Below are 24,694 nucleotides of genomic sequence, written 5' to 3'. Positions count from 1 at the left end.
CCGAGCATGTCCACCTCCCCCGACCCCACCGGGGTCCAGGTTCCGCTGAGCCGCGACCAGGAACGCACCTGGTTCGTGGACCAGATCAGCAGCCACCCCTCGGACTATCTGATCCCGCTCAGGCTGCGGCTGACCGGCCCGCTCGACGTGGCCGCGCTGCGCCGGGCGCTGACCGGGCTGGTGGCCCGCCACGAGGTGCTGCGCACCTGCGTCGTCGCCCGGGGTGAGACGCCCGCCGGGCTGGTCCGGCCGCCGGAGGACTTCGTCCTGCGCGAGGCCGACGCGGCCGGCACCGCCGTCCTCGACGCCCTGCTGGCGCAGGAGGCGACCGCGCCGATCGACCTCGCCACCGAACTGCCCCTGCGTGCCCTGCTGGTACGCAGCGCACCCGAGGACCACACTCTGGCTCTGACGGTTCATCATGTCGCTGCCGACGACTGGTCCCTGGCCGTGCTCTACGACGAACTCGCCGTGGACTACGCGGCGTTCGCGGCAGGAAAGCCGTCCCCGCTCGAAGCGCCCGTTGAGCAGTACCGTACGGTGGCCGCCGCGCTGGACGCCCGCGCCGACGCCGAGGCCGTACCGGCGGGCCTGGAGCACTGGCGGAAGGTCTTCGACGACTTCACCCCGTTCGAGATTCCGGGCGACCGGCCCCGCCCGCCCGTGCGCGCCGGGCGCGGCGCCGGACGTACCGCCTTCGTGCTGCCGCCCGCCGTGGCCGGCCGGCTCGGCGCGCTCGGCCGGTCCCACGGCGCGACCCCGCCGATGCTGCTCACTGCGGCCTGCCAGGCCGTCCTGTACCGCTACACCGGCCGGACCGACGTCACCACGGGCACCACCTACGCCCGCCGCGACGACCCCGCCACCGAGCGGCTGATCGGCGTCCTGATCAACATGCTGCCCCTGCGCGGCGACCTCGCTCCCGGGCTGACATTCCGTCAACTCCTTGAGCAGATCCGCGATGTGGCGCTGGACGCCTACGACCACGCGGAGGTCCCTTTCGACCGGCTGGTCGGCGAGCTCGCCCCCGAACGCGACCCGTCGCGCACGCCCCTCTTCCAGATCCTGGTCAACTTCCGCAGCGGCCGCCGCCGCGCTCCCGAGCTGCCCGGTCTTGAGGTGACCGAGCTGCCGATGCCGTACGAGGGCGCCAAGTACGACCTGTGCGTCAGCTTCGAGCAGGTGCCGGACGGGCTGTGGTGCGGGATCAACTGGGACACCGACCTCTACGACGAGAGCACGGTCGACCGGCTGGCCGACTGGCTGGAGCGGCTGCTGCGGCACGTCGCCGAGGATCCCGACCGCCGGATCGACGACATTGCGCTGCTCACCGAGGACGAGCGGAACGGTCTGCGCGCCCTGTCGCCGCGCCCGGCCGCCGACGTCCCCAACGCCTGTCTGCACGAGCTCGTCGCCGCGCAGGCCGCCCGCACCCCGCACGCCGTGGCCCTGGTCGACGACGCCGGTACGACCGTCACGTACGCCCGGCTGGAAGCGGCCGCGAACGCGGTGGCCCGGCGGCTGGCCGGGCACGGTGTCGGCCAGGACGTGCCGGTGGGCCTGCTGGTCGACCGGTCGGTCCGGATGGTCGTCGGCCTGCTGGGCATCCTCAAGGCGGGCGGCGCCTACCTGCCGATCGAGACCGGCACCCCCGCCGCCCGCATCGCCACCCTGCTCGCCGACTCCCGGGCGCCGGTGTGCCTGGTCGAGACCGATCTGGTACACACCTTCGCCGGGACCGGCGTCATCCCGCTGACGGTGGATCAGGACGCCACGGCCGAGCCGCTTGCGGTGCCGGCGCACCCCGACCAGCTGTGCGCGGTGTACTACACCTCCGGCTCCACCGGCCGTCCCAAGGGCGTGGCCTGCACCCATCGCGGCTGGGTGAACCGCATGGAATGGATGCAGCGCCGGCACGGCCTCAAGGCCGGTGAAACCGTGCTGCACAAGACGACCCTGCCGTTCGACGACGCGGCGGTGGAGATCCTGTGGCCGCTGATGACCGGCGGCACCGTCGCCCTGCTGCCGCCCGGCCTGCACCGCGACCCGCGCGCCATCGCCGACGCCGCTGTCCGCCACCGCGCGGTGCACGTGCAGTTCGTGCCCAGCGTCCTCGACCTCTTCCTGGAGGAGCTGACCGCCGAGGACGTCGCCGCCCTGCGCGGACACCTGCGCAGTGTGCTGTCCAGTGGCGAGGCGCTGCGTCCGGCCCTGGTGCGCCGCTTCCGCGAGGCGTTCGGCGACGCGGTGAGCCTGGACAACACCTGGGGCGCCACGGAGGTGTCCATCGACTCCACCTACCGCGTCTGCGGTCCGGAGGACGCCGAGGGCACCGGCGCGGTCAGCCTCGGCCGGCCCATGGACAACAACGAGGTCCTCGTCCTCGACCACCGGCTGCAGCCACTGCCGCCCGGTGTCCCCGGCGAACTGTGCATCGCCGGTACCGGTCTGGCCCGCGGCTACCTCGGTGACCCCGCCAAGACCGCCGCCGCCTTCATCCCCCACCCCTACCGGGCCGGCGAACGCCTCTACCGCACCGGCGACCGCGGGCGGATGCGCGCCGACGGCACCTTCGCGTATCTGGAGCGGCTGGACCGCCAGGTCAAGGTGCGCGGGGTGCGGGTCGAACTCGGCGAGGTGGAGGCCGCGTTGCGGGAGCATCCGGCGGTCGCCGACGCGGCGGTGGTGGCCCGCCGTGCCCCCTCCGGCGACCTGCGGCTGGCCGCGTACGTCGCCTTCGGGGGCGTCGCGGTCACGGTACGGCAGCTGCGCGAGCACCTGCTGGCCCGGCTGCCCGGATACGCCGTACCGTCGACCGTCACCGTCCTGCCCGCCCTGCCCCGCTCGGCCAGCGGCAAGCTCAGCCCGGCCGCGCTGCCCGAACCGGACCCGGCCGACTGGGACGACACGGACCACGTCGAGCCCCGCGACGAGACCGAACGCGTCATCGCCGGCATCTGGGCCGAGGCTCTCGGCGTGCCCCGGGTGGGTGTCCTGGACGACTTCTTCGCGCTCGGCGGTCACTCGCTGCTCGCCACCCGTGCCGTCAACCGGATGCGCCGCGCGTTCGACACCCACCTCCCGCTCAGCGTGATCTTCGAGTGCCCGACCGTCGCCGCCACGGCGGAGCGGGTGCACGAGCTGATCCTCGCCGAGATCGAGGCCATGCCCGAGGAGGAGGCCCACCGCCTGCTCGCCGGGCCGGCCACCGCCCCCAGCACCACGCACCCCGAGCGAGGTATCACGCGATGAAGGCACCCCTCCCCCTGCTGCACGAGGCTTTCCTGACCCATGCGGCCCGCACTCCCGACGCGCCGGCCCTCGTCCACGCCGACGGCACCGTCACCTATGCCGAACTGGAGCGTCGCTCGGCCGAGTTGGCGCACCGGCTGCTGGGTGCCGGGATCGGCCGGGACCACCTGGTCGGCGTCTGTGTCCGCCGTGGTCCGGCGCTCGCGGTCGCCCTGCTCGCGGTGATGCGGGCGGGCGGCGCCTGGGTGCCGCTCGACCCCGCCTACCCCCAGGACCGGCTGGAGTACATGCTGCGCGACTCCGGCGCCGGGCTGGTGATCGCCGACGGCGCGTCTGCCGGACGGCTGCCGTCCGGAACCCGCCTGCTCGACCCCGAGGCACCGGCCGAGGGCACCCCCTGCGGGGAACTCCCGCGCCGGGGCCGCACCGATCTCGCCTACGTCATCTACACCTCCGGCTCCACCGGCCGTCCCAAGGGTGTGCTCGTCGAACACGGCACCGTCGCCGCCACGGTGGCCGGCATGCGCGACGAGTGGGGGGTCACCGCGGCCGACCGGGTCCTGCAGTTCGCGCCGTCCAGCTTCGACGCCTCCGTGTGCGAGACCGGCATCGCGCTGACGGCGGGCGCCGCCCTCGTCCTCGCCGGCCCGGACAGTGTCGTACCCGGACCCGGCCTGGTGCGGCTGATGGCCGGCCGCGAGGTCAGCGTCGCCGTGCTGCCGCCCTCCGTGGCCGCCGCCCTGCCGGACGCCGAACTGCCCGCGCTGCGCACCCTGGTGTGCGCGGGAGAGGCGCTGCCCGCCGAGGTGGCCGCCCGCTGGGGCCGCGGCCGGCGGATGATCAACGCCTACGGGCCGACCGAGACCTCCATCTGCGCCACCTCCGGTGACGTCCTCGGCACCGGCACGCCCGACATCGGACTGCCGATCCCCGGGGTGCGCCTGGCCCTGCTGGACGCCGACGGGCTGCCGGTACCGGACGGCGAGGTCGGGGAGCTCGTCGTCGCCGGGGCCGGGGTGACCCGCGGCTACCACGGCCGGCCCGGCCTGACCGCCGAGCGGTTCGTCCCCGCCGAGGGCGGCGGGCGCGCCTACCGCACCGGCGACCTCGCCCGCCTGCTTCCCGACGGCCGCTACGCGTACGCCGGCCGCGCCGACCACCAGATCAAGGTCCGCGGCTTCCGTATCGAGCCCGGCGAGATCGCCGAGGCCCTGCGCGCCCATCCGGCGGTGACGGACGCGGTGGTCGTCCTGCGCGACGGGATCCTCGTCGGCTACGCCGCCGCCCCCGCCGGCACCGCCGTACCGGAGCTGCGCGACTGGTGTGCGCGGACGCTGCCCGCGCACATGGTGCCGTCCGCCGTCGTCGTCCTGCCGGCGCTGCCCCTCACCCCGAGCGGCAAGGTGGACCGCGAGGCGCTGCCCCGGCCCGACCGGGCCAGTGCGGGCCTGGACGCGGACCGTGCCGAGGCCGGGACGCCCACCGAGCGGGCGCTGGTCGGCTTCATGTCCGATCTGCTCGGCGGCGCCGCCGTCGGAGCCCGGGACGACTTCTTCCGGCTGGGCGGCCACTCCTTGCTGGTGGGCCGGCTCGCCGCCCGGATCCGCGACGAGCTCGGCGTCGAGATGCCGCTGCCGGAGATCTACCGCAGCCCGACGGCCGAGGCGATCGGGGCGCTCGTGGACGGCACCGTCGTACCGGCCGACGACTCGGCCCCCGCGCCGCCCCCGCTGCGGCCCGCCGACCGCACCCGGCCGCTGCCCCTGTCCTACCCCCAGGAACGCATCTGGTACCTGGAACAGCTCTCACCGCAGAACCCCGCCTACCGCGTCCAGGCCGCCCTGCACCTGACCGGAGAACTGGACCTGGCCGCCCTGCGCGCGGCCCTGGGCGAACTGCTGCGCCGCCACGAGATCTTCCGCACCGCCTTCCGCGAGATCGACGGTGTGCCCGCGCAGGTTCCCGTGGCCATGGACGACATCGAGTTCGACGTGCCGCTGGTCGACCTGTCGGGTCTGCCGGCAAGCGAACGCGAGGCTGCCTGGCGGGAGTTGACCGATCGGGAGAAGGCCCGGCCGTTCTCCCTGGACACCCCGCCGCTGGTGCGCTGGGTGGTGGCGCGCACGGCTCCCGACGCACACCGGCTGCTGCACGTGGAGCACCATCTGGTGCACGACGGCTGGTCGTTCGCCGTGTTCGTCGACGAACTGACCACGCTGTACGAGGCGTTCGCCGACGCCCGTGAACTGCCGGACGAGCCGCGGTTCCAGTTCGCCGATCTCGCCGCCTGGCAGCGCGACTGGCTCGACGGGCCCGTGCTGCGGCGCTGCCTCGACCACTGGACCGACGCCCTGGCCGGCGCGCCCACCGCGCTGGAGCTGCCCACCGACCGGCCCCGGCCGCCGGAGTTCACCTTCCGCGGCGACGTCGTACGGCTCGTCCTCACCCCCGAGGAGTACGCCGCCCTGCGTTCCCGGGCCCGGGAGCACGGTGTCACCCTGTACTCCGTCATGCTGACCGGGTTCACCGCCCTGCTGTCCCGGTACACCGGCCAGGACGACTTCGTGGTGGGTGTGGGCACCGCCAACCGGCGGCTGGCGGCGGCCGAGCGGCTGATCGGGATGATGGTGAACACCGTCCCGCTGCGCGCCCGCCTCGACGGCGACCCGACCTTCCGGCAGCTGCTCGACCGGGTGCACCGGACCGCGGTGACCGCCTACGCCTGGCAGGACGTGCCGCTCCAGCGGCTGGTCAAAGCGCTCGCGCCGGTCCGCGACCTGTCCCGCAACCCGCTGTTCTCCGCGATGTTCAGCTTCCACGACTCCGCAGTGCCCGACCTGGACTTCGGCGGGCTGCGCGGCGAGGTGGTCGTGGAGCACAACGGCTCCGCCAAGGCCGACCTCAACGTGGTGGTCATCCCGCGCGCCGAGCAGCGGGTGGGCCTCGCGCCGAGCGCCGAGGACGAGTCGATCACCATCCTGTGGGAGTACGCCACCGACCTGTTCGACGCGGCCACGATGCGGCGGATGACCAAGGCCTACCGTGACCTGCTGCGCGCGGCCCTGCGCGACCCCGACGTCCCGGTGTCACGGCTGCCGCTGACCGGCGCGGAGCCCGTCGAGCCCGTCACGGCCGGGATGCTGGGCCCCACTGTCCTGGATCTGGTGGAGCGGCACATCGCCGCACGCCCGGACGCGGTGGCCGTCCGGACACCCACCGGATCCGTCGGCTACGGCGAACTAGGCGCCCGCGCCTACCGGTTGACGTCGGTACTGGCCGCCAAGGGCGCCGGTCCCGGGCGGCCGGTGGCGCTGCGCCTGGCCCCGGGGGCCGACCTGGTGGCGGCGGTGCTCGCGGCGGCGCGGGCCGGGGTGCCGTGCCGGGTACTGGGATCCGAGGGTGAGGCGGGGCCGGACGAGATCGTGCTGACCGGTTCCGCACTGGGCGAGCGGGGCGCGGTCCGGGCGGACCGCGGCGGCCGCGGCGACGTCGTGGCCCTGACCGACGGCGGTGAGGTGACCTGCGCGGCCCTCTCCTGCGCACTCGGCGCGCTCGACTCGCTCGGGATGCGGGCGGACCGTGTGCTGCAGGCCGCCTCCCCGTCCGGACCGCTGTTCCCGGTCGAGCTGTGGACCACTCTGGCGCGCGGCGGCACCCTCGTACTGCCGGACCGGCCCACGGACACGCCCGCCGCGCTGGCCGCCCTGCTCGCCGGGCTCGACGAGCCGCTGTCCGCGCTGCTGCTGCCCGACGGCATGGCCAACGCCCTGCTGGCCCACCACCGTCCCGCGCTCGCCCACGGCACCGAGGCGCTGCTCGTCCTCGGGCCGGACGCGGACCCGGTGGCGCTGCGGGAGGCGGCAGGCGCGGTACGGACGGCCGTCGGGTTCGGCACGCCCGGTCTGCCCCTGGCGCTGTGCCGCGTGTACCGGGCCCCGGCCGAGGAGGATGCCGAGGTGCTGGTGGCGGTCGGTGTGCCGGCTCCCGGCGTCGTCGCCGCCGTCGTGGACGGGCACGGCCAGGTGCTGCCACCCGGCATCCCCGGCGAGCTGCGCCTCGCGCACGCCGAGTCGGGACCGCCCCGGCCCACCGGATTCCGGGCCCGGCGCACTGCGGGCGGGGCGTACGAGGTGCTCGGGCCGGCCGGTGCCTGGCCGACCGTGGCCGGCTTCCGGGTCGCGCCGTACGAGACCCGCGCCCGGCTGACCGCCCACGGCCGGATCGCCGAGGCGGCCGTGCTGCCCGCCGGCGGCGAACTGCACGCCTACCTCGTGCCGTCCGCCGGAGCCGGGACGCCGGACACGGAGGAACTCGTGGAGTTCCTCGCCGAGCGGCTGCCCGACTACCAGATCCCGGCCCGGTTCATCACGCTGTCCGCGCTTCCCTTCGACCCGGCCGGGCACCCCGCCCCGCGCCTGCTCACCACCTCGTGACGGCCCCACCGGCTCCGCGCCGCATCACCCCTGAGGAAGCCATGCCACTCAACACGTCCACAGCCCTCGCCGGGACGGCGGTCCACGTCCGGGGCACCTACCGCAGCATCGCCCACCACGGAGAGATCCTCCAGGGCGTGTTCGAGGCCGGCGGGCGGCTGCGCCGCGGACTGATCACCCTGCCCTGCCCGCTGTACAGCTCGCAGGCCCTCTTCGAACCGTCGACGACGACCGACGGGGTCACGGTGCGGGAGCCGTGGCGCACCAAGGCCGGCCGTGCCGCCGAGCTGGCGCTGCGCACCCTGGGCGGCCCGTGGACCGGCGGGCTGCTGCGGGTGACCAGCGACATCCCGCTCGGCCGTGGCTTCGGTTCGTCCACGGCCGATGTCCTGGCCGCGATCGGCGCCGTGTTCCGGGCCGCCGGCCGGGACCCCGGTCCCGCCCAGAGCGCCGCCCTCGCGGTGGCCGCCGAGACCGCCTCCGACGCACTGATGTACCCGCACCGGGCGGTGCTCTTCGCCCACCGGCAGGGCGAGAGCCTGGAGGATCTGGGCGGCGGGCTGATGCCGCTGGCCGTGCTCGGCTTCGGCACCAGCCGGGACGGCGCGGGGGTCGACACCCTGGAGCTGCCGCCCGCCCGCTACACCGTGTGGGAGATCGAGGCGTTCCGCCCGCTGCTCGGCATGGCCCGCCGTGCGGTGCGCACCGGTGACGTGGCTCTGCTGGGACGGGTCGCCACCGCCAGTGCCCGGCTCAACCAGCGGCACCTGCCCGTGCCGGGCCTGGACGAACTCCTGCGTGTCGCCGGGGAGGTGGGCGCGGCGGGCCTCCAGGTCGCCCACAGCGGCGATGTCGCCGGACTGCTCTTCGACCCGCGCCGGCCGGACGCCGAAGCGCGGACCGACAAGGCCCGCACCCGGCTCGCCGCCCTCGGCATCGAGGACACCTGGCACTTCACCATCGACGGATGAGGAGGGAGACCATGCCTTCGCTGTCTTTGCCCACGCCCAGCGCCTCCATCGTGGAGGCCACCGAACTGCCGCGGCTCGTGCGCCTCGGCCCCAACCTGTGCGGGGCCGCCTTCACGCTGATGAAGCTGCTGCCGGCCCGGTTCATGCTCGACCGCGCCGAGCAGCGCGGCGAACTGGGCCCGGGCACCACCGTCCTGGAGACCTCGTCCGGCACCTTCGCGCTGGGTCTGGCGATGGTGTGCCGGCTGCGCGGCTACCCACTGGTGATCGTCGGGGACCCGGCCATCGACCCGGTGCTGCGCCGCCGGCTGCAGGAGCTGGGCACCCAGGTCGAGATCTGTCACGAGCCCAGCCCCGAGGGCGGTTTCCAGCAGGCCCGCCTCGACCGGCTGGAGCAACTGCGCGCCCAGTACCCGCGCCACTATGTGCCGGGGCAGTACCACAACCCCGACAATCCCAACGCCTACGCGGTGGTCGCGGAGCAGATCGCCGAGGCCGTCGGCCCGGTGGACTGCCTCGTCGGTCCGGTCGGCTCCGGCGGCTCGACCGGCGGTACGGCGTCGTTCCTGCGGCTGCTCGCGCCGGGTCTGCGCCTCATCGGCGTGGACACCTCGCCCAGCACGATCTTCGGCCAGCCCGACGGGCCGCGCGCGGTGCGCGGCCTCGGCAACAGCCTCGTCCCGCCCAACGTCCGCCACACCGCCTACGACGAGGTGCACTGGGCGGGCGCCGCCGAGGTGTTCCGCGCCACCCGTGACCTGCACGCGCGGCACGCCCTGTACATGGGGCCGACCAGCGGCGCCGCCTTCCTGGTCGCCCGCTGGTACGCCGAACGCCACCCCGACGAGCAAGTGGTGGCGCTACTGCCCGACGAGGGCCACCGCTACCAGGACTCGGTGTACCAGGACGACTGGCTGCGCGAGCAGGGGGTCCTCGACCAGGAGGTCTGCACCGAGCCGCGCACGGTCGGCTGCCCCGACGACGCCCTCGGCGGCTGGGCGCGCATGGCGTGGGGCCGCCGCAGCCTCGACGACGTCCTCCGGCCCGCCGCGCCCGCTACCCCGAGGGAGACCCCATGACGCCGCCCACCCTGGTGCTGGTGGAGAGCAACACCACCGGCACGGGCCGGCTGTTCGCCCGCCGGGCCCGTGAACTGGGCGCGCTGCCCGTCCTGTTGGCCGAGGACCCGGACCGCTACGCCTACGCGCGCGAGGACGACATCCCGGTGGTGCGGACGGACACCGGCAGCCTGAACGCCGTCCTCGCCGCGGTGCGCGCGGTGCCCGGCGCGGTCCCGGCCGGCCTGACCACCAGCTCCGACTACTTCGTGCCCGTCGCCGCCGCCGCGGCGCACGCCCTGAGCCTGCCCGGTCCCGACCCGCAGGCCGTGCGACGGGTCCGGCACAAGGGCAGCCAGCGCGCAGATCTCGTCGCGGGCGGCGTGCCGGTGGCCGCCCACGCCCTGGTGTCCGGTCCGGAGGAGGCCCTGTCCGCGGTGGACCGGATCGGTCTGCCGGTGGTGCTCAAGCCCACGGACGGCTCGGGCAGCATGGGCGTACGGCTGTGCACGACCCGGCAGGAGGCGGCCGAGCACGCGGCACGGCTGCAGGCACGCACCCACAACGAGCGCGGCATGCCGGTGGCCCGCGACTTCCTCGTCGAACAGTACGTGGCCGGGCCGGAGTTCTCGGTGGAGGTGTTCGGGCAGCGGGCGGTGGCCGTGGTCGCCAAGCACCTGGGCGCGGCCCCGCACTTCGTGGAGACCGGGCACGACGTCCCCGCGCCCGTCCCGGCGGCCCAGGCCGACGCGCTCACCGCCACCGCCGTGCAAGCCGTGAAGGCGCTCGGTCTCGGCTTCGGCGCCGCCCATGTGGAGCTGCGGCTGGGCCCGGACGGGCCCGTGCTGATCGAGGTCAACGCCCGGCTGGCGGGCGGCATGATCCCCGAACTGATCCGAGCGGCCACCGGAGTCGATCTCGTACGGGCGCAGGTGACGGCGGCGCTCGGCCGCCCGGTCGACCTGGAACCCCGTAGCTCCCACCATTCCTCGCTGCGCTTCCTGGTCGTCGACGCCCCGTCGGAACTCGGCGTCCTCCCGGACACCGGGGGCCTGCCCCACGTCACCGGCACCACGCTCACCGGCCGCCTCGGGGTCCGGCTCGTCCCGCACCACGACTACCGCGACCGTGTCGCGCACGTCACGGCCACCGCCCCGACCGCCGAGGACGCGACCCGCGCCGCCGAGACCGCCCTGGCCCGGCTGCGCACCGCGCTGCGGCCCCACCCCGACGAGGAGACCACCGTATGACCGCCACCGGCCGGCTGACCACGTCGGTCGCCCCCGCCGCCGCAGAGATCCTCTTCGAACGGCACCTGCGCGCTCCCGAAGACCCGGTGGCCGCCGAACTGCGGCCCACCAGCCAGGTCGACCGCGCGCACGTCGTGATGCTCACCGAACAGGGCATCGTGGGCCGCGAGACGGCCGCCCGGCTGCTCGCCGGCATCGAGGAGCTGCGCGCCACCGGTTTCGCGCCGCTGCGCCGCCGCCCGGCTCCGCGCGGCCGCTATCTCGCCTACGAGGGCTACCTGGTCGAGCAGTTGGGCGCCGGGACCGGCGGAGTGCTGCACAGCGGACGCTCCCGCAACGACCTCAACGCGACCGTCCTGCGCCTGCAACTGCGCGGCCCCTACGACCGGTTGCTCACCGAGTGCGATGCCCTCGGCAGCGCTCTGACCGCCCAGGCCCGCCGATGGCACACCACCGTGATGCCCGCCTACACCCACCACCAGCCGGCCGTGCCCATCACCTACGGCCACTACCTCGCCGGAGTCGCCGCCGCGCTCGTCCGCGACCTCGACCAACTGGAGCACGCCGGACGGGAGCTGGACGAGAACCCGCTCGGCGCGGGCGCGGTCGGCGGCACCTCGCTGCCGATCGATCCGTACCGGACCACCGAATTCCTCGGTTTCACGGCCCCGTTGCCCAACTCCCTGCATGCGGTCGCCTCCCGCGACCTGGTGCTGCGGCTGCTCGCCGGCTGCACCGTGCTGGGCGTCCTGCTCACCCGGGTCGCCCACGACCTGCAGTCGTGGACCAGCGCCGAGAACGGCCTGCTGCACCTGCCCGACGATCTCGTCGGAAGCAGCTCGATGATGCCGCAGAAACGCAACCCGTTCCTGCTGGAGAACATCCAGGGGAAGGCCGTCGCCGCGCTCGGCGCGCTGACCGCCGCCACGGCGGCCATGTCCACCGCCCGCTTCACCAACGCCATCGCGGTCGGCACCGAGGCCACCGGGCACATCTGGCCGGCCCTGGAGGCCACCACCGACGCCGTGGTCCTGCTCCGGCTCATCGTCGAGGGCGCCGAGCCCCGCGCCGAGCGCATGCTGCGGCGGGCGACCGACGGCCAGACCAGCGCCACCGCGCTCGCCGAACGCCTGGTCGTCGCGGGCGTACCGTTCCGCACCGCCCATCATGACGTCGGTGACATCAGCCGCGAGGCCGCGGAGACCGGCCGCCCCTTCGAGGAGGTCGCCGCCGAGCGGCTGACCGGTCACCCGGCCAGGCTCCTCGCCGGCCTCGACCCCGCCTCCGTCGCGGCGTCCGCCACGGCCGGCGGCGGCCCCGGCCCGGCCGCCGTGCTCGCCGCCGCCGACGACGCCACGGCCCGCCTCGCGGCCCTGCGCACCGTGGCCGGCGCGCGCCGCGACCGCTGGTCGGCCGCCGACAAGACCCTGACCACCGCTGTCACTACCCTGATCTCCGGGAGCGCCGCATGAACCACGTCGTCGAACTGCGCAGCGACACCTTCACGTTGCCCACGCCCCGTATGCTCCGGGCCGCCGCCGAGGCCCGTCTGGGCGACGACGTCTACGGCGAGGATCCGACCGTCACCGAACTCGAAGAGCTGTCGGCCAAGCTGCTCGGCAAGGAGGCGGCCTGCCTGATGCCCAGCGGCACCATGGCCAACCTCGCGGCCCTGCTGACCCACAGTCCGCGCGGCGGCAAGGCCATCGTCGGCGCCGAGTCCGACATCTACGTCTACGAGGCGGGCGGCGCCGCGGTGCTCGGCGGTGTCGTGTACGAACCGATCCCGACCGCGGCCGACGGCACCCTGCCGCTGGACGCCGTCGTCGAGGCCTGTGAAGTCGACGCCGACGACCCGCAGTTCGCGCTGCCGTCGGTCCTGAGCATCGAGACGCCGCAGAACCGCAGGGGCGGCATCCCGCTCCCGCCCGCCTACCTGGCCGAGGCCGCGGCGGTGGCCCGCGCCCAGGGGATCGCCCTGCACCTGGACGGCGCCCGCATCTTCAACGCGGCCCTCGCTCTGGGTGTGCCGGCCGCCGACCTCGCCGCGCATGCCGACACCGTCCAGTTCTGCCTGTCCAAGGGGCTGTCCGCGCCGATCGGGTCGATGCTGGCGGGCGACGCCCGGTCCATCGCCACGGCCCGCCGCATCCGCAAGATGCTCGGCGGCGGCATGCGGCAGGCCGGCATGATCGCCGCCTGCGGGATCATCGCGCTGAACGAGATGGTCGACCGTCTCGCCGACGACCACGCGCACGCCGCCCGGCTCGCGGCGGGGCTGGCCGAACTCCCGGGTCTGCGGCTCGATCCGGAGCCGCCGCGCACCAACATGGTCTTCTTCTCGGTCGACCGGGACGCCACCGCCCACACCACCGCCTCGCTCATCGACGCCGCCCACGCGCGGGGTGTGCGCATGGCCGAACTGGGCCGGGACCGCATCCGCGCGGTCACCCACTCCGGTGTCACGGCCGGTGACGTCGACCGCGCCGTCACGGTCCTCGCCGAGGTGCTGTCCAGCGCCCCCGCGGCCGGGCGGTGAGCGTGGCCCGGTCCGTCACCGCACCGCGTCCGGCGTCCCTGCTCGCCCACCGGGGTTTCCGGCTGTTCTGGGCGGCGGACACGGTCAGCCAGTTCGGCACCTATGTCGGCAACACCGTCCTTCCGCTGGTGGCCGCGACGACACTGGCGGCGACACCGCTGGAGATGGGGGTGCTGGGCGCCGCGGAGACGGCCGGGTATCTGCTCATCGGTCTCCCGGCCGGTGTCTGGGTCGCCCGCACCCGGCAGCGCCTGCTGATGCGCCGGACCGCCGTGGCCCGGGCACTGCTGCTGGCCACGGTCCCGGCGGCCTGGTGGCTCGGCGTGCTGACCACGGTCCACCTCATCGTCGTGGCCCTGCTGGCGGGCGTCTGCGCGGTCCTGTTCGACATCGCCCACCAGTCCCATCTGCCCGCCCTCGTCGCCCGCGGCCGACTCCTCGAAGGCAACGCCCGACTCCAGTCCAGCCAGTCGCTGGCGCAGATCACCGGCCCGGGCATCGGCGGCACCCTGACTCAGCTCACCGGGGCCGCGGCCCCCGTCCTCGGCACGGCGGGCGGCTATGTTCTCGCCGCCGCCCTGCTGCGCCGGGTGCGTGAGCCCGACCCGCTCCCGCCGGAGGAGGCCTCGCGGGGCTCCGTGGCCGGCCAGGTACGCGAGGGCCTCGGCTACGTGGCCCGCACCGCGGCCCTGCGGGCCATCACCTGCTGCACGGCCACCGCCAACCTCTTCAGCGGGGTCCTCAGCGCGGTCAACGTCCTCTTCCTGACCCGCACCCTGGGCCTGTCCGACGCGGCCGTGGGTCTGCTGCTGAGCGTGCTCGGCCTGGGCGGTGTCCTCGCCGCCGCCACGGCCGGCCGGCTGATCCGCGCCGTGGGACAGGCGCGGGCCGTATGGCTGGTCCCGCTCACGACCTTCCCCGCGCTGCTCCTGGTCCCGCTCGCGGGGCCGGGCGCCCGCCTGACCCCGGCCGTGCTCGGCCTGTTCGTGACCGGCTACGGCACCGTCGTCTACAACATCGCCCAGGTCAGCTACCGGCAGGCCGTCTGCCCCGAGCACATGCTCGCCCGGGTCAACGCCACCGTCCGTTTCGTGGCCTTCGGCGCCCTCACCCTCGGCACGCTGACGGGCGGGGTGCTGGGTGAACTCCTCGGCAGCCGGGGCACGTTGTGGATCGCGGCGACGGGCAGCTGCCTGGCCGTGTTGTGGGTGCTGTGCTCACCCCTGCGGAATCTGCGGGACTTCGAACGCGCCGAGGCGTGAGGGGCTCATCCCCCGGGCAGGCGCAGCACCATGTCGTGCGCGCAGGGCCCCTGCGGCTCGGGCAGCCCGGCCGCGTCGTCCAGGCCCCAGCATGCGAGCGAGCGGCCGACGAGGATACCGGCCTGGAATCGGCTCTCGGCTCCGAGCAGCCGCATGATGTCGGCGATGTGCCGCCGGGTGGTGCGCAGGGACATGCCGACCCTGCGCGCGATCGTCTCGTCCTTGAGGCCGGCGGCCAGCAGCCGCACGATCGTCTGGTCGACCTCCTTGGCGACCTCCCCCAGGTGCTCCGGGGCCGCGGGATGGAACGGCGTGGCATGCGCCCAGACGTGTTCGAAGACGTGGTGGAGAAAGGCGACGACGGAGGCCTCGCGGATGGCGACGGCGCCGTTGCCGTCGTCGCACAGCGGGATGAAGGCGAGCCGGTGACCATCAAAGATGATCATCCGACCCACGAGGTCGTGGACGGTACGGTATTCCGCGCCGAGCTCGGCGGCCCGGGCGACGTACACCTGGCTGGGGCCGTTGAAGCGGGAGGTGTGGTGGTACACCGTGCGCATCCGTACGCCTCTGGACAGCAGGGCGTGGTCGCGGGCCATCGCCTCCTCCAGCGCCTCCGGCTGGCGGTTCCCGCCGGGCTGCATGGTGACCATCTCCTCGCGGCACTCGGCGGCGGCACGGTTCAGCGCCGCCCGTACCTCTTCGAGGCTGGGGATGACCTCCAGGGTGCAGCTCTCATCGCCGCGGGCGCGTAAGAACCGGTTCCGCAGCAGGTCGAAGTCGTGCAGCAAGCGGTCGAGTTGAGCCTGTTCACGCCGGATGGTCTCGTGCAGGGGCCGGGTGCGCAGGACCGCGGCCGCGTCCGGATCGACCGCCCAGGCCACCGCCTCGTCCTCCGGGTCGACGCGCACCACCCGCAGCCGCACCAGCCGTTTGAAGGCGGTCGCCGCCTGCTCCCGGCTGATCCCGAGGTCTCGGGCGGCTCTGCCGAGATCGGCACGTCTGTTGTCCAGAATCCACCCATAGAGCTCGATCGCGTACTCGTCGAGAAAGGGCTCGTCGAATGTGTCCGCACTCATGGTGCTCCGTAAGTTGCTCGACGGCCCGCAGGGCCGGGTGTGCCTGATGGTGCTTTCGTCCCCCCGAGTTGTCAGGTCAAACTACACAATCTCCAAGGCTCCCTCCAGTGCCCTGTCTGTCGTTTTCTTGACAGGAGAGTAAATTCCGCCTTTACGGATAATTCGGCCGCAAAGTTCCTGAATGTGTGTCAACAGCGACTGGAGCATGGCCTGTTCGGGCAAGGCGTGCCAGCACCGTTCGATCGAAACCTGCACCAGGAAATGTGGCGTAATTCTGCGATGAATTTTTCGCCGACGGCCTGCCGGATTCGACCGCGACTCGGCGGATCGCGTCACAGGCATTGACGATTGGGGCGGGATTTCTATCATCCGGAGGGTCCGAAGTGCCGAGCACTGTTCGGCATGCCGGACATGTGATGACGGAAAAGGTGAGGAACCCCCCACCCACCGAAGGAGCTCACTCATGCCCATCCGCTCACTGATACGGCCCTGGCAGCGCGCACTGCTCGCGACCGGAGCGGCCGCCGCGCTCAGCGTCGGCGTGCTGACCGGCGCGGCACCCGCCGCCCCGGCGGCCACCTCGCTGCCGTGCGACCTCTACGCCGCCGGCGGCACACCCTGCGTGGCGGCACACAGCACCACGCGCGCGCTGTACTCCTCCTACAAAGGCCCGCTGTACCAGGTCCGCCGGACCTCCGACAACGCCACCCGCGACATCGGCGTCCTGAGCACCGGCGGATACGCCAACGCCGCCGCCCAGGACTCCTTCTGTGCCGGTACGACCTGCCTCATCACCGTCATCTACGACCAGTCCGGCCACGGCAACCGCCTCACCCAGGCACCCCCCGGCGGCTTCTCCGGCCCGGCGGCCGGCGGCTACGACAACCTCGCCAACGCCACCGCCGCACCGATCACCATCGGCGGCCACAAGGCCTACGGCGTCTACGTCGCCCCGGGCACCGGGTACCGCGACAACAGCACCAACGGCGTCGCGAAGGGCGACCAGCCCGAGGGCATGTACGCCGTGCTCGACGGCACGCACTACAACGGCGGCTGCTGCTTCGACTACGGCAACGCCGAGACCAACAGCCGGGACAACGGCAACGGCACCATGGAGGCCATCTACTTCGGCAACATCAAGGTCTGGGGCTACGGATCGGGCAACGGCCCCTGGATCATGGCCGACCTCGAAAACGGCCTGTTCTCCGGCGTGAACCAGCACTACAACGCGGGCGACCCCTCCATAAGCCATCGCTATCTGACCGCCGTCGTCAAGGGCGAGCCCAACCACTGGGCCATCCGCGGCGGCAACGCCCAGTCCGGCGGCCTGTCGACCTTCTACAGCGGCACCCGTCCCAACGTCTCGGGCTACAACCCGATGAAGAAGGAGGGCGCCATCATCCTCGGCATCGGCGGCGACAACAGCCACGGCTCCGCCGGCACCTTCTACGAAGGCGTCATGACCTCCGGCTACCCGTCGGACTCCACCGAGAGCGCGGTCCAGGCGAGCATCACGGCCGCCGGCTACGGGAAGTAGACCCGGGCTCCTCGAAGACACCGAGCGGGCCCGTGCCACCGTGGTGCGGGCCCGTTCGTCCTGAGTGTCACCAGGTGACGGGCAGTTCCCGTACCCCGTGGACCGCGCGCCCCTCGAAGGCGAGCTCCTCCGGGGCAGGGTCGGCGAGGCGTAGGTCCGGCAGCCGGTCGAAGAGCATCGGCAGCGCGATCTGCAGTTCGGCCCGGGCGAGGGACTGGCCGAGGCAGTGGTGCAGGCCGTGGCCGAAGGCCAGGTGCTGCCGGGCGTCCCGGGTGAGGTCGAGGGCGTCCGGGCCGGCGAAGAGCGCGGGGTCACGATTGGCGGCCTGCAGGGCGATCACCACGCCCTCGCCGGCGCGGATGGTGACACCGCCGATCTCGACGTCCTCCGTGGCGATGCGACGCAGCCCGATGTGGACGACGGTCAGGTAGCGCAGGAGTTCCTCCACCGCGCCCGGCACCAGAGCCTCGTCGGCGCGCAGCGCGGCCAGCTGCCCGGGATGCCGCAGCAGTGCGACGACGCCGAGAGAGAGCATGCTCGCCGTCGTCTCGTGCCCGGCGATGAGCAGTTGGACGAGCAGCCCGGCCGCCTCCGCCGGGGTGGCCTCGCCGGTGGCGACGCGTTCCGTGGCGAGCCTGCTCATCAGGTCGTCGCCGGGTTCCCGCGACTTGGCGGCGAGCAGTTCCTGGAGGTAGCCGAACAGCGCCGCCCAGCCGGCCCGCATCGCCTCCGGGCCGGCGGAGACGGTGGCGAAGGCGGACGCCTGGTGGTGGATGAAGTCCCGGTCGGCGTAGGGCACACCGAGCAGCTCGCAGATGACGAGGAGCGGCAGCGGGAGCGTGAAGTGCTCGACCAGGTCCGCGGGTTGCCCCTGCTTCACGAGGCTGTCGAGGAGGTCGCCGGTGATCTGCCGGATGGCCGGCCGCAGTTGCTCGGCCCGGCGGAAGGTGAACTCGGGGATGAGCATGCGGCGCAGCCGGGTGTGGTCGGGCGGGTCCATGGCGAAGAGCTGGCCCGGCGTGCGCGGCGGCGGCGTCGGCTGGAGTCCGGGGAATCCGGGGCGGATGTTCTCCGAGCTGAACCGCGGATCGCTGAGCACGGCGCGGGCGTCCGCGTGCCGGGTGACCAGCCAGGGGTGCAGGTCGCCCCACAGGGTGATCCTGTCCAGGGGCCGTTCGGTGATCCAGCGCCCGTACTCGGCGGCGGGATCGAGGAGGGGACGCGCGCCGGGCAGGGGCGGCGGAGTGGTCGTCGGGTGCACGTGGGGGGCTCCAGCCATGAGGGGTCCGGTTGTTCAGGGGTTCACGGTGCCGTGACGCCGGCCAGCGTCAGCAGGAGGTCCTTGACCTCGGTCGCGTCGATCGCCTCGCGCGCGGGTCCTGGCCGCGAGCAGAGCAGGACGGGGCTGTCCTGCGGGTCGTCGGGCAGCCGGCCGTGGCTGCCGCGCACGCCGGAGGGGTCCAGGGGGACGGTCCGGATGCGGTAGCGCATGCCGAGTTTCTTGCGGGCGACCTGCCCGGCGGCGCGCGCCTTGACACCGCGCACGGCGGGGTCGTAGAGGAGTTCGGCGGGGTCGTAGCCGGGCTTGCGGTGGATCTCGACCTGGCGGGCGAAGTCGGGGGCGCGGTCGTCGTCCAGCCAGTAGTAGTACGTGAACCAGGCGTCGCGCTCGGCGACGGCGACCAGCTCTCCCGAGCGTTCGTGCGCGAGCCCGTGGCGCGCCTTGCCGTGCTCGTCCAGCACCTCGTCCACACCGTCGAGGCCCGCCACGATCTCCGCGGTCTTCGCGACATCGGCGGGGTCACGGACGTACACATGGGCGATCTGGTGATCGGCGACCGCGAAGGCGCGGGAGGTCCACGGGTCGAGGTACTCCATGCCGTCCTGGGTGTGGACTTCGAGGAGACCTGCGCGGCGCAGGGCGCGGTTGATGTCGACGGGCCGGGAGGCAGGCGCGATGCCGTACTCGCTGAGGATCACGACGGTGGCGTCCTCGCGGCGGAAGTGTTCCAGCAGGGGGCGCAGTGCGTCGTCGAGCCGTCGTGCCTCGCGGGCGGACTGGGGTGAGTCGGGGCCGGAGCGCTGGGGTTCGTAGTCCAGGTGCGGTACATAGACCAGGGTCAGGTCGGGGCGGTGCTCGTCGAAGATCTGGCGGGCTGCGGCCAGGATCCACTGGCTGGACGGCAGGCCCGCGTTGGGTCCCCAGTAGGTGAACAGGGGGAACGGGCCGAGCCTGCTGGTGAGTTCGTCGTGCAGGGCGGGCGGCCAGGTGTAGCAGTCGGGTTCCTTGCGGCCGTCGGAGTAGTAGACGGGGCGCGGGGTGACGGTGAGGTCGACGTCGGCGCCCATGGCGTACCACCAGCAGATGTTGGCGACCTTGTAGCCGGGTTCGGCGCGGCGCGCGGTGTGCCACAGCTTCTCGCCGCCGACCAGGGCGTTGTGCTGGCGCCACAGCATCACTTCGCCCAGGTCGCGGAAGTACCAGCCGTTGCCGACGACACCGTGTTCGGAAGGCGGTGTGCCGGTCAGCAGGGTGGACTGCACGGAGCAGGTCACTGCGGGCAGCACGGTGTCCAGGCGGGCCTGGAAGCCCTGCTGTGCGAGGGCCGAGACGGCGGGCATGTGGCGCATCAGGCGTGGGGTGAGGCCGACGATGTCGAGGACGACGAGTCTCGTCATGAAACGGGTTCCGTTCGCGTGCGGGGACTGGGACGCAGGCCGAGGTCCGCGAACCGGCCGCGGGTCCAGGCGAGTTCGGCGGCGATGCCGGCGACGAGGCTCTCGCGGTCGTGGGGCCGTAGGTGTTCCGGCAGGACCGACCAGGTGTAGGTCTCGACCTCGACGTGGTCGCAGACGGCCTGCGGGCCGCCGAGCAACTCGACCAGGACAGCGGTCAGTTCGCTCGCCGTGGTGCGCAGGGGCGGTTCGGGCTCGGCGTGCAGCGGGGCATGGAAGTGCACCCGCCAGGCAGAGCCGGGGTCCAGGTCTCCGGCCAGGGCGTCCGGGAGGTCGTCGACGCCGGTGACGACGCCGTGCGGGGCCGTGCGTGTCTGGTGCAGGAAGCGGGGTTCGGCGAACCGGGCGAGGGCTCGGCGCGCCGCGGGGTCGGCCGGGTCGTCGGCCTGGAGGGCGCTGGACGCCTGCACCTTGACGACGGGGAGAGCCGCGTCGGCGAGGCGGCGCAGCGCTGTCGCCGGGTCCTCGAACTGTACGGCGAGGTGGCAGGTGTCGAGGCAGATACCGAGCCGCTCGGGGTCCAGTCCCCCGAGTTCGCGGGCCGCCTGCACGGTGTTCTCCACCACGCAGCCGGGCTCGGGCTCGAAGCCGACCCGGATCGTACGGCCCGTCTCCCGCTCCACGCCGGCCAGTTCGGCGGCGAGCAGGTCCAGGGCCCGGCGGGCACGGTCGCGTGCCGACCCCGGCCAGGGGGTGCGCCAGGCGAGGGGCAGTGTGGACACGCTGCCGCGGCGCGCGTCGTCGGGCAGCAGCCCGGCCAGCACCCGGGCGCAGTCGACGGTGTAGTGCAGGCGGGCCGGGTCGGTCCAGTCGGGCAGGTAGACGTCCTTCTTGACCACCTCGCGGTGGAATCCCTCGTAGGGGAAGGCGTTGAGGGTGACGGTCTCCAGGCCGCGCGCGGTCAGTTCGGTGCGCAGGCGGAGCACGGCGTCGGGCCGGGCGGACAGTTCGGTGACCACATCGCGGGCCAGCCACAGGCCGATGCCGAGCAGGCCGGCGCCGAGGGTCTCCCGTACGGGCTCGGCGTAGGCGGCCAGCTGGTCGATCACTCCCTGGAGGTTCTCGGCCTGGTGGACGTTACTGCAGTAGGCGAGGTGGACGGTCGTGCCGTCGGGGTGCCGGAAACGCACGGTGGGGTCACTCTCCGCCGCGCTTGATCGAGTTGCCCTCGAACAGGGCCGTGCCGTCCGGCCCGGCGTCGTCGAGGTCCAGTCGGCCGCTCTGCTCGTAGAACTCCACCGGATTGCGCCACATGACCTGGTCGACGGTGTCGTCGTCGAAGCCGGCCGCGAGCATCGCGTCGGCGGTCCTGCGGGTCTTGAGGGGGTCGCTGCGGCCCCAGTCGGCAGCCGAGTTGACGAGCATCCGCTCGGTCCCGTGCTCCTGGAGGATCCGCACCATGCGGTCCTCGCTCATCTTGGTGTGCGGGTAGATGGAGAAGCCCATCCAGCAGCCGCTGTCGGCGACCATGGTGACGGTGAGCTCATTGAGGTGGTCGACGAGGACACGCTCGGGCGGTATCCCCGATTCGCGGACCACGTCGAGGGTGCGCCGGGTGCCGACGGCCTTGTCCCGGTGCGGAGTGTGGACCAGCACCGGCAGGTCGTGCTCGACGGCGAGTTCGAGCTGGCGGGCCAGCGCCTTGTCCTCCTCGGGCGTCATGGAGTCGTAGCCGATCTCCCCGACGGCCACCACGCGGTCCTTGGCCAGGTAGCGGGGCAGTACGTCCAGCACTCCGGCGCAGCGTGGGTCGTTGGCCTCTTTCGGGTTGAGGGCGATGGTGCAGTGGTGGCGGATGCCGAACTGCGCCGCGCGGTACGGCTCCCAGCCGAGCAGCGCGTCGAAGTAGTCGGTGAAGCTGTCGACGGACGTGCGCGGCTGGCCGAGCCAGAAGGACGGCTCCACGACGGCGCGGACACCGGCGGCGTACATCGCCTCGTAGTCGTCGGTGGTGCGTGAGGTCATGTGGATGTGGGGGTCGAAGATGCGCATCATGCGGCTCCTGCGGGCGTGGCGGCGGTGTAGGCGAGGAGGGCGCGCGCGGTCGCGGCGCGGCGCTCGGGCACGGGTGAGTGGAGGCCGGCGGGCAGGCCGGAGGCCTCCAGCGTGCCGGGGTGGTCGCGCACGACCGGCCAGACGTCGGCGGGGACGTCACGGCCGGCGGCAACCCGTTCGTGGGCGAAGTCGGCCAGCATGCGGGCGAGTTCGCGGTCGGCACGCTCCGTCAGGCCTGCTGTCCGGTCGAGGGGGATGTCGCAGAAGACGCACTTCAGGACGGCGTGCCGGTAGGCGTCGGCGTCCAGGTGGCGGGCGGCGTACGGGCCCAGGGCCGCCTCGACCAGGCTGGTGTCGTTGCCGCGCAGCGCCGCGCGCACCAGCGGCAGACCGAGGTCGGCGAAGGAGGCGTCGGCGTCCTCCAGCAAGGCCAACGAGCGCAGTACGGCGCGTTGTTCGGCGGTGTCTCCGTACCGGTGCAGCGCGGTGATCTCCTCGGCGAGGGCCGCCCCGCGCAGCGGCAGCGCGGTCAGCAGCCGGGCGCGGGCGGCGTCCGCCACGGTCCAGCCGGCGCCCAGCGGTCCGCGTCCGCAACGCCGGCCGACGGCCGGGAAGACGGCGCGTACGGCCGTCGGGTCCTGGCCGACCCGGGTGACGGCCTCGGCCAGCCAGTGCCGCGCGTCGGGGGCGAGATGCCGGTCGAGGTCGGTGGGGATGCGTGGGTCCACGGCCCATGCCTCCTTCTCGATGTGCGTACGGCACGAGGCCGTACCGTCGGTGGGGGGTGAAAGCGGTGACGTGCGGCCGTGGCGTCAGGCGCGCTCGGCGGCCTTGAGGAATTCCAGCGAACGCCGGGCCACGTCGGGGGCGTTCAGGGACCCACCCTGGATCTCCACCGATACCGGTCCCTGATAGCCGGTGGCCTTCAGGGCGGCCAGGACGGGCGGGAAGTCGATCTCCCCCGCACCGAGTTCGAGGTGCTCGTGCACACCGCGCCGCATGTCCTCGATCTGCACGTTGACCAGGTACGGAGCCGCCGTCTCGACACAGTCGAGCAGGGGCAGGTCCTCGACGCAGTGGGCGTGGCCGATGTCGAGCGTGACACCGAAGTGCTCGGGGTGGCCGAGCCGCCGCCGCAACTCCAGCACGCGTGCGACGGTGTCGACGAACATGTACGGCTCGGGTTCGAACCCCAGGGCCACACCGTGCTCGCGCGCGATGTCCAGGACCTCTTCGCAGCCCCCGGTCAGCCGTTTCCAGGCCTCGTCCTCGGACATGCCTTCCGGTGCCGGTCCGCTGCACAGATGGACGGCGGGGGCGCCCAGGCCGGCCGCGATGCGCACCGCGCGCGCCAGCAGGTCGACGCGCGAGTGCGAGCCCGTGGCGGACATGAGGGTGGGGACGTGCTTGTGCCAGGGGTCCAGCAGGTACGGCGCCCCGGTCTCCACCATGACTGCCAGCCCGAGGTGGTCCAGCCGCCGGGCGAGGCGGTCGACCTGCCGGGGCAGGTCGGGGGCGAACGGGTCGAGATGGCCGTGGTCGAGGGTGAGTCCGACCGAGTCGTAGCCGAGGTCGGCGAGCACGGTCAGGACGTCGTCGAGCCGGTGGCAGGTGAAGCCGTTGGTCCCGAAGCCGAACCGGAGCCGCCCCGCGGGCACGGGTGCCGGGGTCACGTGGGAGACACCTTCCGGGCGAGTCTGCGCGCCAGCGGGTGTGCCAGGGCCAGGACTCCGGCCGGGCCCACGGCTCCGCCGCCCGCGGTGAGCGCCGCCTGAAGGGGCATCAGCGACAGGATCCCGGTGCCGACGGCACCCCGGACGTTCGCCGCGGACGGGTCCCGTGTCGCGCGGGCCTGCGCCGTGCCGTACGAGGCGAGGTAGCCGAGCGCGCCGACGGCCGCGCCGGTCCGTGCGGTGCGGCTCCGCCGCCGTACCCAGGGAAGTGCCGCGGTGGCCAGGCCGGTCACGGTGCTGGAGGCCAGCGTGGCGGCGGGTACGGTGCGTGGCGCGCCGGACACCTCGTGGCGGCTCAGCACGGTGACGGTCCAGGTGTGCGCGCCGACCAGCAAGGCGGCCGGGAGGGCCGACGCCGTGCGGCCGGGCCTCGCTCCGGCCAGGACGTTCAGTGCCCGCGCGCCGGCCATGGCGGCGGGGCCGGCGGGAGTGGACTTCAGCCCGAGGTCGTACGCCCAGACCAGCCCGGCCAGCGGAACCGCCACGCCGAGCGCCCGCCGCCCGCCGGCCAGGGCCGCGAGGCCGAGGCCCGCCGCGGTGAGCCCGCAGGCGGCCGCCAGCGCGGTGCGCCGTGGCACCCGGCCGGAGGGTATGGGGCGTTCGGGGCGCTCGACCGCGTCGACGGCCGCGTCCGCGTAGTCGTTGAGCGCCATTCCCGCCCAGTACAGGGCGACCGACGACGCCATGGTGGCGACGGTACGCGGACGGGGGGTGCCGCCGCTCGCGACGGCGCCGGCGAGCACGTCACCGGGCACGCTGAGCGCTGCGGGCATACGGACAAGGTTCGCCAGGTCGGCGAGACGGGGGGCTTGAGGAGAGCCGTTCGGGCCGGACATGAACTGATCCTAG

At 73.6% G+C, this 24,694-nt stretch carries 16 protein-coding genes and 1 pseudogene; 9 read left to right on the top strand and 8 right to left on the bottom strand.

Features of this window, described 5'->3' with window-relative positions:
• Positions 1-6: 6 nt before the first annotated feature.
• From O1G22_RS40865 to O1G22_RS40830, 8 genes are read left to right on the top strand one after another with little or no spacing between them, the layout of a single operon-like run.
• Positions 7-3,252, top strand: a complete 3,246-nt coding sequence (locus O1G22_RS40865) for a non-ribosomal peptide synthetase (RefSeq protein ID WP_270085938.1) — start codon at positions 7-9, stop codon at positions 3,250-3,252.
• The gene (locus O1G22_RS40860; protein WP_270085937.1) at positions 3,249-7,685 is read left to right on the top strand and encodes an amino acid adenylation domain-containing protein; all 4,437 of its coding nucleotides are present in this window, start codon (positions 3,249-3,251) and stop codon (positions 7,683-7,685) included. Before O1G22_RS40865 ends, O1G22_RS40860 begins: the two co-directional genes overlap by 4 nt.
• 41 nt (positions 7,686-7,726) lie before the next feature.
• Positions 7,727-8,656, top strand: a complete 930-nt coding sequence (locus O1G22_RS40855) for a GHMP family kinase ATP-binding protein (RefSeq protein ID WP_270085936.1) — start codon at positions 7,727-7,729, stop codon at positions 8,654-8,656.
• Positions 8,657-8,667: 11 nt separating this feature from the next.
• Positions 8,668-9,735 carry a cysteine synthase family protein gene (locus O1G22_RS40850; protein ID WP_270085935.1) on the top strand — a complete coding sequence of 356 codons (1,068 nt, stop codon included), beginning with the start codon at positions 8,668-8,670 and terminating at the stop codon, positions 9,733-9,735.
• The gene (locus tag O1G22_RS40845; protein WP_270085934.1) at positions 9,732-10,964 is read left to right on the top strand and encodes an ATP-grasp domain-containing protein; all 1,233 of its coding nucleotides are present in this window, start codon (positions 9,732-9,734) and stop codon (positions 10,962-10,964) included. Before O1G22_RS40850 ends, O1G22_RS40845 begins: the two co-directional genes overlap by 4 nt.
• Positions 10,961-12,436, top strand: coding sequence for an argininosuccinate lyase (gene argH, locus O1G22_RS40840; RefSeq protein ID WP_270085933.1), 1,476 nt, complete (start codon positions 10,961-10,963; stop codon positions 12,434-12,436). Before O1G22_RS40845 ends, argH begins: the two co-directional genes overlap by 4 nt.
• Entirely contained in the window at positions 12,433-13,503 is a 1,071-nt protein-coding gene (ltaE, locus tag O1G22_RS40835) for a low-specificity L-threonine aldolase (RefSeq protein WP_270085932.1), read from the top strand. Before argH ends, ltaE begins: the two co-directional genes overlap by 4 nt.
• A gap of 2 nt (positions 13,504-13,505) precedes the next feature.
• Positions 13,506-14,765: an MFS transporter gene (locus O1G22_RS40830; protein ID WP_270085931.1), complete on the top strand. Its 1,260-nt coding sequence runs from the start codon at positions 13,506-13,508 to the stop codon at positions 14,763-14,765.
• A 5-nt stretch (positions 14,766-14,770) separates the two neighbouring features.
• On the opposite strand, the gene O1G22_RS40825 is transcribed toward O1G22_RS40830, so the two are convergent.
• Complete coding sequence (locus O1G22_RS40825) at positions 14,771-15,844, bottom strand: helix-turn-helix transcriptional regulator (protein WP_270085930.1); 1,074 nt, start codon at positions 15,842-15,844, stop codon at positions 14,771-14,773.
• 463 nt (positions 15,845-16,307) lie between these two features.
• Here O1G22_RS40825 and O1G22_RS40820 point away from each other — a divergent pair.
• Positions 16,308-17,372 (top strand): annotated as a pseudogene (locus tag O1G22_RS40820) (arabinofuranosidase catalytic domain-containing protein); the annotation flags it as partial.
• Between the two features lie 76 nt (positions 17,373-17,448).
• Here the strand turns inward: O1G22_RS40820 and O1G22_RS40815 are convergent.
• From O1G22_RS40815 to O1G22_RS40785, 7 genes are all read right to left on the bottom strand, one after another.
• Positions 17,449-18,660 carry a cytochrome P450 gene (locus O1G22_RS40815; protein ID WP_270085929.1) on the bottom strand — a complete coding sequence of 404 codons (1,212 nt, stop codon included), beginning with the start codon at positions 18,658-18,660 and terminating at the stop codon, positions 17,449-17,451.
• Between the two features lie 23 nt (positions 18,661-18,683).
• Complete coding sequence (locus O1G22_RS40810) at positions 18,684-20,060, bottom strand: alkaline phosphatase family protein (RefSeq protein ID WP_270085928.1); 1,377 nt, start codon at positions 20,058-20,060, stop codon at positions 18,684-18,686.
• Positions 20,057-21,247, bottom strand: coding sequence for a metabolite traffic protein EboE (eboE, locus tag O1G22_RS40805; RefSeq protein WP_270085927.1), 1,191 nt, complete (start codon positions 21,245-21,247; stop codon positions 20,057-20,059). Before eboE ends, O1G22_RS40810 begins: the two co-directional genes overlap by 4 nt.
• Before the next feature lie 7 nt (positions 21,248-21,254).
• Positions 21,255-22,109: a TatD family hydrolase gene (locus O1G22_RS40800; RefSeq protein WP_270086672.1), complete on the bottom strand. Its 855-nt coding sequence runs from the start codon at positions 22,107-22,109 to the stop codon at positions 21,255-21,257.
• The gene (locus tag O1G22_RS40795) at positions 22,109-22,840 is read right to left on the bottom strand and encodes an EboA domain-containing protein (protein WP_270085926.1); all 732 of its coding nucleotides are present in this window, start codon (positions 22,838-22,840) and stop codon (positions 22,109-22,111) included. The genes O1G22_RS40800 and O1G22_RS40795 overlap by 1 nt, the downstream gene beginning before the upstream one ends.
• Before the next feature lie 84 nt (positions 22,841-22,924).
• The gene (locus tag O1G22_RS40790) at positions 22,925-23,785 is read right to left on the bottom strand and encodes a sugar phosphate isomerase/epimerase family protein (protein ID WP_270085925.1); all 861 of its coding nucleotides are present in this window, start codon (positions 23,783-23,785) and stop codon (positions 22,925-22,927) included.
• Positions 23,782-24,618, bottom strand: coding sequence for an SCO3242 family prenyltransferase (locus O1G22_RS40785; RefSeq protein WP_270085924.1), 837 nt, complete (start codon positions 24,616-24,618; stop codon positions 23,782-23,784). The genes O1G22_RS40790 and O1G22_RS40785 overlap by 4 nt, the downstream gene beginning before the upstream one ends.
• Positions 24,619-24,694: the final 76 nt, after the last annotated feature.

This window comes from Streptomyces camelliae (genome assembly GCF_027625935.1).
GTDB lineage: Bacteria > Actinomycetota > Actinomycetes > Streptomycetales > Streptomycetaceae > Streptomyces > Streptomyces camelliae.
Note: the sequence above shows the minus strand (reverse complement) of the source record. Positions and strands in the feature narration are given on the sequence as shown.

Excerpts from the sequence above, each read along its gene's own strand:
- O1G22_RS40810 (WP_270085928.1), bottom strand. The coding sequence starts at position 20,060 with ATGACGAGACTCGTCGTCCTCGACATCGTCGGCCTCACCCCACGCCTG.
- O1G22_RS40865 (WP_270085938.1), top strand. The coding sequence starts at position 7 with ATGTCCACCTCCCCCGACCCCACCGGGGTCCAGGTTCCGCTGAGCCGC.
- O1G22_RS40815 (WP_270085929.1), bottom strand. The coding sequence starts at position 18,660 with ATGGCTGGAGCCCCCCACGTGCACCCGACGACCACTCCGCCGCCCCTG.
- ltaE (WP_270085932.1), top strand. The coding sequence starts at position 12,433 with ATGAACCACGTCGTCGAACTGCGCAGCGACACCTTCACGTTGCCCACG.
- argH (WP_270085933.1), top strand. The coding sequence starts at position 10,961 with ATGACCGCCACCGGCCGGCTGACCACGTCGGTCGCCCCCGCCGCCGCA.
- O1G22_RS40855 (WP_270085936.1), top strand. The coding sequence starts at position 7,727 with ATGCCACTCAACACGTCCACAGCCCTCGCCGGGACGGCGGTCCACGTC.
- O1G22_RS40860 (WP_270085937.1), top strand. The coding sequence starts at position 3,249 with ATGAAGGCACCCCTCCCCCTGCTGCACGAGGCTTTCCTGACCCATGCG.
- O1G22_RS40845 (WP_270085934.1), top strand. The coding sequence starts at position 9,732 with ATGACGCCGCCCACCCTGGTGCTGGTGGAGAGCAACACCACCGGCACG.
- O1G22_RS40850 (WP_270085935.1), top strand. The coding sequence starts at position 8,668 with ATGCCTTCGCTGTCTTTGCCCACGCCCAGCGCCTCCATCGTGGAGGCC.
- O1G22_RS40800 (WP_270086672.1), bottom strand. The coding sequence starts at position 22,109 with ATGCGCATCTTCGACCCCCACATCCACATGACCTCACGCACCACCGAC.
- O1G22_RS40785 (WP_270085924.1), bottom strand. The coding sequence starts at position 24,618 with ATGCCCGCAGCGCTCAGCGTGCCCGGTGACGTGCTCGCCGGCGCCGTC.
- O1G22_RS40825 (WP_270085930.1), bottom strand. The coding sequence starts at position 15,844 with ATGAGTGCGGACACATTCGACGAGCCCTTTCTCGACGAGTACGCGATC.